This window comes from Kitasatospora sp. NPDC001527, assembly GCF_040298605.1.
Classification (GTDB): Bacteria; Actinomycetota; Actinomycetes; order Streptomycetales; family Streptomycetaceae; genus Kitasatospora.
The window spans coordinates 15,090-28,009 of sequence record NZ_JBEPAM010000047.1 but is presented as its reverse complement, the minus strand read 5'-3'; the positions used below and the strand labels follow the sequence as shown (position 1 = coordinate 28,009).

Below are 12,920 nucleotides of genomic sequence, written 5' to 3'. Positions count from 1 at the left end.
GCATCGTGCCACGGTGCGGTACCGGGGCACGGTGGCGTCCGTCCGGTTGTCCGAAAGTCTGCCCGTCGGGTGAAGCCGCGCATACCCTGGAGCGCAACAGAGTGTCAGCAGGGGTGGGGGTACCGGCCGAGCCGGACTTCGCGGGGCCGCTCCATGCCCGGCAGGCTGCCGGTACCGGTACGGTGCCTCACCGCTAGGCGGCCTGACGGGGCGGGCCCGACGGAGGACAGGGCTTATGGATCATACGACCGGCGGCGCGCCCACTCGCCCGCCGCAGGGGGTGGCGGGGGCCGTCCTGCTGCTCGGCGTGCTGCTGGCCGGCGCGGCGCCGCTCATCCCGCTGGCCGTGCTGGTCTACCGCTACGAGGCGGAACTGCTGCCGCTGTTCGCGGTGCCGCTGGCCGTCCTGGTCGCCGCCTGGCGGATCGCCCGGGACCGGGCGCGCGACCAGCTCACCGACCCGCTGACCGACCTGCCCAACCGCCAGGCGTTACTCCTCGCCGCCCAGGAGTCGATCGCCGAGCACTCCGAGGGGTACAGCGTCGGTCTGATCCTGCTCGACCTCGACCGCTTCCGGTCGCTCAACGACACCCTCGGCCATACCGCCGGCGACCGGCTGCTCGTCCACATCGCCCGCCGGCTGCACCGCGCCCTGCGCTCCGGCGGGGCCGCGGGCAGCGCCACCCGCGAGTCCATCGACGACGTCTTCGCCGGCCTGCCCCGGCACTACCGAGGCCGCCCGATGGTGGCCCGGATGGGCGGCGACGAGTTCGCCGTCCTGCTGCCCGGCATCGGCTGCCCGGACTCGCTGGAGAAGGTGGCCAAGGCGCTGATCGCCGAACTGGCCGCGCCGATCCGGCTCGACGGCCTGCTGCTCGTCCTGGAGGCCAGCGCGGGCGTCTGCGTCTTCCCCCAGCACGCCCAGGACGCCGAGTCGCTGCTGCGCCGCGCCGACGTCGCGATGGGTCACGCGCAGCGCGGCCGCACCTCGGTCGAGCAGTACGACGAGGCGCAGGACGCCGACACCCCGTACCGGATCGGCCTGCTGGGCGACCTGCGGCGGGCCCTGGAGACCGGCGAGGTGCAGCTGCACTACCAGCCCAAGGTCGCCTTCGACGGCCGGGTGGTCGGGCTGGAGGCGCTGCTGCGCTGGGAGCGCCCGGGCCAGGGCCGGGTCTCGCCGGACGAGTTCGTCGGCCTCGCCGAGTCCAGCGGGCTGATGCCCCGGCTGACCGACTACGTACTGGAGGCCGCCGTCGGCCAGCTCGCCCACTGGCGCGAGCAGGGCCTGCAGGTGCAGGTCGCGGTGAACGTCTCGCCGCGCGACGTGCTCAACCCCGGCTTCGCCCAGCGGGTCGCCGGCCACCTCGTGCGCCACCAGGTGCCGGCCCACGCGCTCCAGCTGGAGATCACCGAGCGGCTGCTGCTGGACGACTCCCGGCGGGCCGCCGACACCCTCGCCGAGCTGCGCGGCTACGGGGTCGGGATGTCCCTGGACGACTTCGGGACCGGTCATTCCTCGCTGGTACGGCTGCGCAGCCTGCCGGTGGGCGAGCTGAAGATCGACCGCTCCTTCGTCTCCCGGATGGTCGCCGACGACCACGACGCGGCGGTGGTCCGCTGCTCGGTCGAGCTGGCGCACTCGCTCGGCCTGACCGTGGTCGCCGAGGGCGTCGAGGACGACGAGACCTGGGAGCGGCTGAACTGCATGGGCGTGGACGCGGTGCAGGGCTGGCTGGTCTCCGCCGCGCTGCCGGCCGAGCAGGCCACCGCCTGGCTGCGGGTGCACCGCACCGGCGCCCCGCCGGTGGAGCGGCTCGCCGCCACCGCCGACCGGCTGCCGCCGGTGATCAAGCCCGCCCTGCCGCCGGTGGTCCAGGCGGTGCAGGCCGCCGCGCTGGAGATCCAGGCGTCCCCGCAGCAGAGTTGGGCGCCGACCCGCCCGCAGTAGGACGGCCGCGGGCCGCCGCGGGCCGGGCCGCGCGGCGGGGGTGACCCCGGGCCGCCGCTGGTCGTTGGCCGGTGGCCGGGCCGCGCCCCATAGGATGGGGACCACAGACCACGAGGACGGGAGTGCCGGACCGGCCGCTCCCGGCCCGGGCCCGGTGCCGCCGGAAGGCGGAGCCGGGCCTCACCAGAACTCACCCTGAGGATCGCTGCATGCCTGGCATCACGCGCGAGGAGGTCGCCCACCTCGCTCGGCTGTCGCGTCTTGAGTTGCAGGCCGAAGAGCTGGACCACTTCGCCGAGCAGCTCGACGTGATCATCGGCGCGGTCGCCCGCGTTTCCGAGGTCGCCGGACAGGACGTCCCGCCCACCTCCCACCCGCTGCCGCTGACCAACGTCATGCGCGCGGACGAGGTCCGGCCGTCGCTCACCCCGGAGCAGGCGCTGGCCGGCGCCCCGGCCGCCGAGGAGCAGCGTTTCCGTGTGCCGCAGATCCTCGGGGAGGACTGACCGAGATGACCGACCTGATCCGTTACACCGCCGCCGAGACGGCCACCGCCATCGCGAAGGGCGAGGTCTCCGCCGTCGAGGTCGCGCAGGCGCACCTGGACCGCATCGAGGCCGTCGACCAGAAGGTCAACGCCTTCCTGCACGTCGACACCGAGGGCGCGCTGAGCGCGGCCCGGGCCGTCGACGAGAAGCGCGCCAAGGGCGAGGAGCTGGGCCCGCTGGCCGGTGTCCCGCTGGCGCTCAAGGACGTCTTCACCACCAAGGGCGTGCCGACCACCTGCGGCTCGAAGATCCTTGAGGGCTGGATCCCGCCGTACGACGCCACCCTGACCTCGCGGCTCAAGGACGCCGGCGTCGTCATCCTCGGCAAGACCAACATGGACGAGTTCGCGATGGGCTCCTCCACCGAGAACTCCGCCTACGGCACCACCGGCAACCCGTGGGACCTCTCCCGGATCCCCGGCGGCTCCGGCGGCGGCTCGGCGGCCGCGCTGGCCGCCTTCGAGGCCCCGCTGGCGATCGGCACCGACACCGGCGGCTCGATCCGCCAGCCCGGCGCCGTCACCGGCACCGTCGGCGTGAAGCCGACCTACGGCTCGGTCTCCCGCTACGGCCTGGTGGCCTTCTCCAGCAGCCTGGACCAGGGCGGCCCGTGCGCCCGCACCGTGCTGGACGCGGCGCTGCTGCACGAGGCCATCGCCGGCCACGACCCGCTGGACTCCACCTCGATCGACGCGCCGGTCCCGGCCGTGGTCGAGGCCGCCCGGATGCGCGACATCCGCGGCATGCGGATCGGCGTGGTCAAGGAGTTCGCCGGCGAGGGTTACCAGGCCGGCGTGATGCAGCGCTTCAACGAGTCGGTGGAGCTGCTGCGCGAGCTGGGCGCCGAGGTCGTCGAGGTCTCCTGCCCGTCGTTCACCCTGGCGCTGCCCGCGTACTACCTGATCGCGCCCAGTGAGGCCTCGTCCAACCTGGCCCGCTTCGACGCGATGCGCTACGGCCTGCGGGTCGGCGACGACGGCACCCGCTCCGCCGAGGAGGTCACCGCGCTGACCCGTGAGGCCGGCTTCGGCCCCGAGGTCAAGCGCCGCATCATCCTGGGCACCTACGCGCTCTCCTCGGGCTACTACGACGCCTACTACGGCTCGGCCCAGAAGGTGCGCACGCTGATCTCCCGCGACTTCGACGCCGCCTTCGCCGGCGTGGACGTCCTGGTGTCGCCGACCACCCCGACCACCGCCTTCGCGATCGGCGAGCGCGCCGACGACCCGATGGCGATGTATCTGGCCGACCTCTGCACGATTCCGTCCAACCTGGCGGGCAACGCGGCCATGTCGCTGCCGTGCGGCCTGGCCCCGGAGGACAATCTCCCGGTCGGCCTGCAGATCATCGCACCCGCGATGGCGGACGACCGCCTGTACCGCGTGGGCGGCGCCGTCGAGGCCGCGCTCAACGACAAGTGGGGGCACACCCTGCTGGAGGAGGCACCGGCACTGTGAGCAAGATCGACAAGGCGAAGGCCCAGTCCACTTCTTTGAAGGGGTGGAAGCACTCCAAGCCCGGGCTCTGGCTGTCCATCGGGACCAGCGCGTTCGGCGCGATCTCCATCGTCAAGGACGTCCGCAAGGCCCGCGACGAGAGCGACACCCTCAAGCTGGTCAACGCCCTGGTCGGCGCCGCCGCCCTGGTCACCGGCACCGCCCTGCTGGTGCGCGAGCTGCGCCGCCTCGGCGACGACGACGTCCTGCTGGGCTGACCCAGCCTGTGGGGCCCCGGCCTGTACCCGCCGTACGAAGGGGTACGGGCCGGGCCCGCACCACCGAAGACTTTTTGAGTGAAGGGGACGCTGTGAGCGTCAAGAACCTGGTCTCCTACGAGGACGCTCTCGCGTCGTACGACCCGGTGATGGGCCTGGAGGTCCACGTCGAGCTGGGTACCAAGACCAAGATGTTCTGCGGTTGTTCGACCGAGCTGGGTGCCGAGCCGAACAGCCAGGTCTGCCCGACCTGCCTGGGGCTGCCGGGCTCGCTGCCGGTGGTCAACGCGGTGGGCGTGGAGTCGGCCGTCAAGATCGGCCTGGCACTGAACTGCGAGATCGCCGAGTGGTGCCGGTTCGCGCGGAAGAACTACTTCTACCCGGACATGCCGAAGAACTTCCAGACCTCGCAGTACGACGAGCCGATCGCCTTCAACGGCTACCTCGACGTGCAGCTGGAGGACGGCTCGACCTTCCGCGTGGAGATCGAGCGCGCCCACATGGAGGAGGACACCGGCAAGTCCAGCCACGTCGGCGGCGCCACCGGCCGCATCCACGGCGCGACCCACTCGCTGCTGGACTACAACCGGGCCGGCATCCCGCTGATCGAGATCGTCACCAAGCCGATCACCGGCGCCGGCGAGCGGGCCCCCGAGGTCGCCCGCGCGTACGTCGCCGAGCTGCGCGAGCTGATCCGTTCGCTGGGCGTCTCCGAGGCCCGGATGGACAAGGGCCAGATGCGCTGCGACGTCAACCTGTCGCTGCGCCCGAACGGCACCGAGACCTTCGGCACCCGCTCGGAGACCAAGAACGTCAACTCGCTGCGCAGCGTCGAGCGGGCCGCCCGGTTCGAGATCCAGCGGCACGCCACGGTGCTGACCGACGGCGGCACGATCGTCCAGGAGACCCGGCACTTCCACGAGGACGACGGCAGCACCACCAGCGGCCGGATCAAGGACAACGCCGAGGACTACCGGTACTTCCCGGAGCCGGACCTGGTCCCGGTCGCGCCGTCCCGCGCGTGGGTCGAGGAGCTGCGCGCCGCGCTGCCCGAGCTGCCGCGGGTGCGCCGGGCCCGGCTGCAGGCCGAGTGGGGCCTGTCGGACAAGGACATGCAGGCGGTGCTGAACGCCGGCGCCGTCGAGCCGATCCAGGAGACCATCGCCGCCGGCGCCCCGGCCGACCAGGCCCGCAAGTGGTGGATGGGCGAGCTGGCCCGCCGCGCCAACGAGACCGGCACCGAGCTGACCGAGCAGCCGATCACCCCGGCGCAGGTCGCCCGGGTCACCGCGCTGGTCGCCGAGGGCAAGCTGAACGACAAGCTGGCCCGCCAGGTCATCGAGGGCGTGCTGGCCGGCGAGGGCGAGCCGGACGAGATCGTCGAGAAGCGCGGCCTGGCCGTCGTCTCGGACGACTCCGCGCTGGGCGCCGCCGTCGACCAGGCCATCGCCGAGAACGAGGCGATCGCGGCCAAGATCCGCGACGGCAAGGTCGCGGCCGTCGGCGCGCTGGTCGGCGCGGTCATGAAGGCCACCCGCGGCCAGGCCGACGCGGCCCGCGTGAAGGATCTGATCCTGGAGAAGCTGGGCGTCTCCGCCTGAATTTCCAAGGCGTCTAAGGCGATCTAAGGCCTACTTAGTCGTCTGAGGCCCGGTCTCACCCTTGATAAGGGGTGGGATCGGGCCTTCGTCGTTCCCGGGCCCGGGTGCCTAAGGTCCACCGGCCCGGGAAGATCCGGCAGGCTGCCGATGCCGCCCACCCCCCTGGGAGAGGAGTCTCTACTCAGAACGAGAGAGACACCGAAACCCACGAGGGGAACCACCGTGATCGAGTACGAGCTCATCAAGCAGCAGGGACGGGAACTCCAGGCCCAGGCCGAGCACCAGCGCCTGGTCCGCGCGGCGAGGACCGCCAAGCGCACCGGATGGCGCCCCGACGTGGGCCTGCGCACCCAGCGCCGCGCCGTGCGTCCCGGCGAATGCTGACGGACCGGCACCACGGTGCCGTGCGGGGAACGGAGGGGGAGGCGCGACGGGGGAGCGCCTCCCCCTCCGGGCGTTCGCCGGCGGCGATAACCCCTCGGAGGGCGCCGGACCTTTGTGGCATGCTCGCCTCCATGCAGCAGACCTCGGTGAGTCCCGTCTTCGTCGGCCGCGACCCGGAGCTCACCGACCTGACGGACGCGCTGCACCGCGCCGGGCGCGGCGAGCCGCAGACCGTGCTGATCGGCGGCGAGGCGGGCGTCGGCAAGACCCGGCTGCTGGAGGAGTTCCTGCGGATGGCGGACGCCCAGGGCGTGCTCACCACCGACGGGGGCTGCCTGGAGGTCGGCGCCGAGGGGCTGCCGTACGCGCCGCTGGCCACCGCGCTGCGCCGGCTGCACCGCTGCCTGGGCACCGGGCTGGAGACCGCCGCCGCCGGGATGGAGGGCCATCTCGCCCGGCTGCTGCCCGACATCGGCGAGGCCGACGGCGAACCCAACGACGAGTACGGCCGGGCCCGGCTGTTCGAGCACACCGCGAGGCTGTTCGAACGGCTCGGCACGGACCGTACTTTCGTGCTCGCCGTCGAGGACCTGCACTGGTCCGACCGCTCCACCCGGGAGCTGTTCGCCTACCTGGTCCGCACCCTGCACCGGGCCCGGGTCCTGCTGGTCGCCACCTACCGCAGCGACGACCTGCACCGCCGCCACCCGCTGCGGCCCTTCCTGGCCGAGCTGGAGCGGCTGCGCACCGTGCGCCGGATCGAGCTGGAGCGCTTCGGCCCCGGCGAGGTGGCCGCCCAGCTGGCCGGCATCCTCGGCACCGCCACTCCCGACCGGCAGCTGGTCGAGCGCATCCACCGCCGCTCCGAGGGCAACCCGTTCTTCGTCGAGGAGCTGGCCACCGCCCTGCGGGAGGGCTGCTCGACCGGGCTGACCGACTCCCTGCGGGACATCCTGCTGGTCCGGGTCGAGGCGCTGGACGAGGAGACCCAGCGGGTGCTGCGGATCGCCGCCGAGGGCGGCTCGCTCGTCGAACACGCCCTGCTCGCCGCCGTCCTGGAGGACGAGGAGCAGCTGATCGCCTCGCTGCGCGCCGCCGTCGGCGCCAACATCCTGCGCCCGGACCCCGACGGCGACGGCTACCGGTTCCGGCACGCCCTGGTCCGCGAGGCCGTCTCGGACGACCTGCTGCCCGGCGAACGGCACCGGATCAACCGCCGGTTCGCCGAGGCCCTGGAGGCCGAGCCGCAGCTGGTCGGCGCGGACGTCCGGCCGGCCCGGCTGGCCAACTACTGGTACCACGCGCACGACCCGGCCCGGGCCCTGCCGACCGCGCTGGACGCCGCCCGCGCCGCCCGTCGCCGCAACGCCTTCGCCGAGCAACTGCGCATGCTGGAGCGGGCCCTGGAACTGTGGGACGAGGTGCCCGCCGAGCAGCTGGCCGGCACCCTGCGCCCGTACGACTGGGCCGAGACCTATCCGCCCTGCTCCTGCGACGACGACCGGCACGGCGAGGACTGTCACCGGCTCTGCCTGATCGACGTGCTCGCCGAGGCGGTGGTCGCGGCCCGCCGCAGCGGTGACCGGGAGCGCGGGCTGAGCCTGGCCAAGCGGGCGCTCAAGCTCGTCGACGAGACCGAGCACCCGGCCCGCGCCGCCTGGTTCCGGATCAACCGCGCCCGGATGCTCGGACACCTGCGCCGCTCCGGTGACGAGGAGGAGATCGCCTACGCGCACCGGCTGGTCGAGCACCTGCCGCCGTCCGCGGTGCAGGCCGAGGTGTTCGCCCTCGGGGCCGGCGCCGGCATGCTCGCCAACCCCCGCCCCGAGCTGGTGGTGCTCGCCGAGCGGGCCGCCCGGATCGCCCGTGAGGTGGGTGCGCACGCGGTCGAGCAGCACGCCCTGATGACCCTCGGCGGGCTGCGCAACGACCTGGACGCCGACCCGGAGGCGGCGGTGGCCCAGCTGACCGCGGCGGTGGCGGCCACCCGCCGGCTCGGCGCCACGGACCTGCTGCTGCGCGGCCTCAACAACCTCTCCTCGCTGCTGCGCGGCCTCGGCCGGGCCGAGCAGGCCGCGGAACTGGCCCGCGAGGGGCTGGACTCGGCCCGCCGCAACGGCCTGCAGCGCAACATCGGCACCATCCTGACCGGGAACCTCGCCGAGGCGCTGATCGACCTCGGGCGGATCGGCGAGGCCGAACAGGTGCTCGCCGAGGGCGACCTGACCAGCCCGACCGGCACCCACGCCGAGTTCCTGGACCGCCTGCGCGGGGAGCTGGCCCTGCTGCGCGGCGACCTGGCCGGCGCCGCCGCGCTGCTCGCCCAGGCCCGGGCGGCCAACCGGGTCGGCCAGATCCAGCACTCGGTGCCGATCAGCCGGCTCGCGGTGCGCACCGCCGCCCTGGCCGGCCGGCCGCTGGAGGCCCGCGCCGAACTGCTCGCCGCCCTGGCGGGGGAGTTCCCCTGCGGCTACCTGGCCGACTTCTTCCCGCTGCTGGTCGACGGCGCGGGGGCCGAGGCGGACAGCCGGGGCCTGCCGGAGGCCGAGGCGGGCCGGGCCGCGGTGCTGGCCAGGATCGTCGAGGTGGCGGCCGGGCTGACCCCGACGGTACCGCTGCACCACGGCTGGGCCCGGCTGCTGGAGGGCGAACTGGCCCGGGCCGAGGGGGCGGACACCCCGGCGCACTGGGCCGCCGCGATCGAGTGGCTGCGCCCGACCGGGCTGCCGTACCCGCTGGCGCTCGCCCTGCTGCGGGCGGGCGAGGCCGAGGTGCTGGCCGGACGGCGCGAGGCGGGGGTGGAACTGCTGCGCGAGGCCCGGGAACTGGCGTCCGTCCGGGGCGACGCCGGGCTGCGCGCCGAGGTGGACGCGCTGGCCGAGCGGGCGGGCCTGGCCCTCGTCGCGGGCCGTCCCGCCCCCGCCGCGGGGGCGCCGGCCGGGGACTCCTTCGGCCTCACCCCCCGTGAGCGGGACGTGCTCCGATTGCTCGCGCGGGGGCGCACCAACCGGCAGATCGCCGAGGAGTTGTACATCTCGCCGAAGACGGCGAGCGTGCACGTCTCCAACATCCTGGGCAAGCTCGCGGTCGCCGGCCGGGGCGAAGCCGCCGCGCTGGCCCACCGTCTGCGGCTGTTCCCCGAGGATCTGGCCCCGGCCGGCCGCTGAGCGCCCGCCGCCGACCGGCCGGCCGCGTGGCGCCGCGGGGCCGGCCGCCGCGCCGCCGGTCCGGCCGGCGCCGCCCGGGCGCCGCCCCGTGCTCCCGTGCGCGCCGCGTGAGCCCCCGCCCGCGCGCCCCCGCCAACCGGCCCGTTCCGGTGGAATCGGGCGCAATTCCCCACCTCAAGGCCATTACTCTAAGTTGAGTGTGCGTGTCATTGAGTGACCGAAGTGGTGTAGGGTCCCGAGCGGGAACATCGGTGTGGCGGGACGGCCGGCAGGCCCCCCGCCCCCTGGGCCACCGCCCCGACGGGGCGCCAGGTCACCGCGTACGGCCACCAGGCGCGCGGCCGGTGGTCCGTGACCGGGGCGCGAGGTCCCGGGCCGGAGGGGGAGAGGCCGAGTGAGCTCCACCGACGCGGTGCTGCCCGGAGCCGGACGGCCGCAGGCGCCGGACACCGACCTGCTCGCGGGCGGACCGCCGCCCGTGGCCGGTCCGCCCGCCGACACCCCGCGCCCGCCGGGCCCCTTCCCGCGCGGCCCGTCCCGCCCCGCCGACCGCGTACCCGCCCCGCCGTCCGGCGGCGGCAGACCCGGGCCGCTCCGCCGCGCGCTCTACAGCCGCAAGCTGCCCGGAGCCGTCCTCGGAGTGCTCTGCCTGGCCTACGTCCTCGGCGCGGCGCTCGGCTGGGGATCGCGCCAAGTGGCGGTTTTCATGGGCGACTTCGGCCTGGCCGCGGCCGCCCTCGCCGCCGCGCTCTCCTGTCTCGCGTACGGCTGCACGGTCGGCGGCCACGCCCGCCCGGCCTGGCTGCTGTTCGGCCTCTCCTCGCTCATGGTCGCCTTCGGCAACGGCACCTGGGGCTGGTACGAGCTGGTCGAACGCAAGCCGCTGCCGCCCGACTCGCTCGCCGAGTACGCCTTCCTGCTGTTCGCCCCGCTCGCCATCACCGGCGTCCTGGTGCTCGCCCAGCGCCCGCGCACCGCCGCCGGCTGGCTCTGCCTGCTGCTCGACGGCTGGCTGGTGGCCGGCTCGCTGTTCACCCTCAGCTGGAGCCTCGCGCTCGGCCGCACCGCCGCCGGCGAGGCCGGCTCCCCGCTGCGGCTGGCCCTCAACCTGGCCTACCCGGTGCTGGACATCCTGCTGGTCTCGCTGGTCGTCGGCCTGCGCTTCGGAGGCCGGGACGGCAACCGGGCGGCCGTCCACACCGCCATGGTCGGCCTCGCCGTCACCGTGCTCTGCGACGCCCTGTTCACCTCGCCCGAACTGCGCAGCAGCTACCACTCCGGCGAACTGCTGGACGCCGGCTGGTTCGCGGGCAGCCTGCTGCTCGCCTGGGCGCCGTGGTCCCCGCGCTGGCGCCGCCCGCTGCGCGAGCACCCCGCGCTCGGCGGCCTGCCGCGCCGCCGGGTCGCCACCACCTTCAGCGCGCTCACCCCGTACGCGGCCGCCGCCGTCTGCACCGCCGGGATCCTCTACAACGCCCTCGGCGGGCGCTCGCTGGACCGGGTGGTGGCCGCCGCGGCCTGCACCGTCGGCCTCGCGCTGATCCTGCGCCAGGGCATCATGCTGCTCGACAACCTCTCGCTGGCCCAGGAACTCGCCCACAAGGAGGCGCACTTCCGCTCCCTGGTGCAGGGCTCCAGCGACGTCATCATGATCGCCGGCGCCAACGGCGTGCTCTCCTACGTCTCCCCGGCCGCGCTCGGCGTCTACGGGCGCGACCCGGAGGAGCTGGTCGGCGGCAACCTGCTGGACCTCATCCACCCCGAGGACGTCGACCGGGTGCTGCTGGAGGTCCGCCGGTTCCTGGCCCGCGGCCGGCTGGCCGCCCACCGCGACCCGGGCGCCGAACCGCTGCCCGCCGCCCGGGTGGAGTGCCGGATCGGCTCCGGCGCCGGCGAGTGGCTGCACGTCGAGTCGACCGTCGACCGGTACCGCGACGGCCTCATCCTGAACAGCCGCGACGTCACCGAACGGGTCATGCTGCAGGCCCAGTTGCAGCACAACGCCTTCCACGACCCGCTCACCGACCTGCCCAACCGGGCGCTGTTCACCCAGCGGCTGCGGGCGGCCCTGGCCGCCCGCGGCCCGCAGGAGGAGGCCGGCACCGGGGTCGCCGTGCTCTTCCTCGACCTGGACGGCTTCAAGGCGGTCAACGACTCCGCCGGCCACCAGGTCGGCGACGAACTGCTGGTCCAGGCCGCCCGCCGGCTCCAGGCCGCCGTCCGCTGCGGCGACACCGTGGCCCGGTTCGGCGGCGACGAGTTCGCCGCCCTGGTCTGCGGCCCGCTCGGCCGCCTCCAGGTCCAGGAGCTCGCCGAACGGCTACGCACCGCGCTCTCCGAGCCGTACTGGATCGGCGGCAGCGAGCTCAGCGTCGCCGCCAGCATCGGCATCGCCTTCGGCAGCCCCGAACGCGGCCCCGCCGCCGACCCGCGCGCCGCCGCCGACGAGCTGATGCGCAACGCCGACCTCGCGATGTACCGCGCCAAGTCCGAGGGCAAGGGCCGGGTGATGCTCTACACCCCCGCCATGCGCGCCGACCTGGAGCGCCGTACCGAACTGGACGAGCGGCTGCGGGCGGCCGTCCGGGAGGGCGGCTTCGCGCTGCTCCACCAGCCCGTGGTGGACCTCGCGAGCGGCGCGGTCACCGCCGTCGAGGCGCAGGCCCGCTGGCGCTCCGCGCAGGGGCTGCTGCTCACCCCCGCCGAGTTCCTGCGCTCCACCGAACACGGCGACGCCGCCGCCCGGTTCTCCCGCTGGCTGGTCCGCGAGGCGGTCTCCGCCGCCGCCCTGCGCCGAGGCATGCCCGCCCGCGGCCGCCCCGCCCCGCCGCCGGTCCCGGTGTCCGTCCGGCTCTCCGCCGAACGGCTCTGCGCGCCCGGCCTGTACGAGACGGTCGCCGCCGCGCTGCGCGACAGCGGGCTGCCCGGCGGCCAACTGATCGTCGAGGTGGCCCGGATGGGCCCGGACGAGTTCGCCGACGAACTCGGCCGCCGGCTCGCCGCGCTGCGCCGGCTCGGCGTCTCCACCGCGCTGGCCGGCTTCGGGGCCGGCGGCGGCTCGCTCGGCGCGCTCGCCCGGCTGCCCTTCGACGGCCTGAAGCTGGACCGCTCGCTGGTGCACGACCTGGGCGACTCCGCGCTCGCCCGCACGCTCGCCGGGCACGCCCTGCGGCTCGGCCGGGACCTCGGCCTGGTCACCGGCGCCGAGGGCGTCGACCTGCCGCGACAGGTGGCCGTGCTGCAGGAGTTGGGCTGCCGCCAGGTGCAGGGCTCGGCCTTCTCCGCGCCACTGGACGAGACCAGGCTGCGGCGCGCCCTGGCCCGCCGCGCCTACCCCGTGCCGCGACCGCCCGGCCCGCCGCCGGCCCGGCGAGCCTATCCGGCCGCGGACACCCGGACGAGTGGGCGCGCCGAGGCCGGGCAGGGACGTGTCGCAGCTCACCACAACCCCTCCGACCTGCCCGAACACCAGGCCGTGAGCGGTCCGGGAGCGGGTCCGCATGGCGAGACGGTCGTCCCACCTGCTTGACAGCCGGGCCTTGACGGGAGGAAGGT

At 74.7% G+C, this 12,920-nt stretch carries 7 protein-coding genes and 1 pseudogene; all 8 read left to right on the top strand.

Annotation, left to right across the window (positions count from 1 at the left end; genetic code table 11):
• Nucleotides 1-298: 298 nt before the first annotated feature.
• Nucleotides 299-1,951 (top strand): annotated as a pseudogene (locus ABT238_RS31070) (putative bifunctional diguanylate cyclase/phosphodiesterase); the annotation flags it as partial.
• Between the two features lie 209 nt (nucleotides 1,952-2,160).
• On the top strand, nucleotides 2,161-2,457 hold the full coding sequence (gatC, locus tag ABT238_RS31065) for an Asp-tRNA(Asn)/Glu-tRNA(Gln) amidotransferase subunit GatC (RefSeq protein ID WP_035845952.1): 297 nt from the start codon (nucleotides 2,161-2,163) through the stop codon (nucleotides 2,455-2,457).
• A gap of 5 nt (nucleotides 2,458-2,462) precedes the next feature.
• On the top strand, nucleotides 2,463-3,956 hold the full coding sequence (gene gatA, locus ABT238_RS31060) for an Asp-tRNA(Asn)/Glu-tRNA(Gln) amidotransferase subunit GatA (protein WP_350570141.1): 1,494 nt from the start codon (nucleotides 2,463-2,465) through the stop codon (nucleotides 3,954-3,956).
• Nucleotides 3,953-4,213, top strand: coding sequence for a hypothetical protein (locus ABT238_RS31055; RefSeq protein ID WP_350570143.1), 261 nt, complete (start codon nucleotides 3,953-3,955; stop codon nucleotides 4,211-4,213). Before gatA ends, ABT238_RS31055 begins: the two co-directional genes overlap by 4 nt.
• A gap of 92 nt (nucleotides 4,214-4,305) precedes the next feature.
• Nucleotides 4,306-5,814, top strand: coding sequence for an Asp-tRNA(Asn)/Glu-tRNA(Gln) amidotransferase subunit GatB (gatB, locus tag ABT238_RS31050; RefSeq protein ID WP_350570145.1), 1,509 nt, complete (start codon nucleotides 4,306-4,308; stop codon nucleotides 5,812-5,814).
• A 222-nt stretch (nucleotides 5,815-6,036) separates the two neighbouring features.
• Nucleotides 6,037-6,198 (top strand): hypothetical protein, encoded by a 162-nt coding sequence (locus ABT238_RS31045; protein ID WP_350570147.1) that lies wholly within the window; start codon nucleotides 6,037-6,039, stop codon nucleotides 6,196-6,198.
• Between the two features lie 119 nt (nucleotides 6,199-6,317).
• Nucleotides 6,318-9,365, top strand: coding sequence for a helix-turn-helix transcriptional regulator (locus ABT238_RS31040; RefSeq protein WP_350570148.1), 3,048 nt, complete (start codon nucleotides 6,318-6,320; stop codon nucleotides 9,363-9,365).
• Between the two features lie 619 nt (nucleotides 9,366-9,984).
• Nucleotides 9,985-12,894: a putative bifunctional diguanylate cyclase/phosphodiesterase gene (locus tag ABT238_RS31035; protein WP_350570165.1), complete on the top strand. Its 2,910-nt coding sequence runs from the start codon at nucleotides 9,985-9,987 to the stop codon at nucleotides 12,892-12,894.
• The last annotated feature ends 26 nt before the right edge of the window (nucleotides 12,895-12,920 follow it).

Excerpts from the sequence above, each read along its gene's own strand:
- gatC (WP_035845952.1), top strand. The coding sequence starts at position 2,161 with ATGCCTGGCATCACGCGCGAGGAGGTCGCCCACCTCGCTCGGCTGTCG.
- gatA (WP_350570141.1), top strand. The coding sequence starts at position 2,463 with ATGACCGACCTGATCCGTTACACCGCCGCCGAGACGGCCACCGCCATC.
- ABT238_RS31040 (WP_350570148.1), top strand. The coding sequence starts at position 6,318 with ATGCTCGCCTCCATGCAGCAGACCTCGGTGAGTCCCGTCTTCGTCGGC.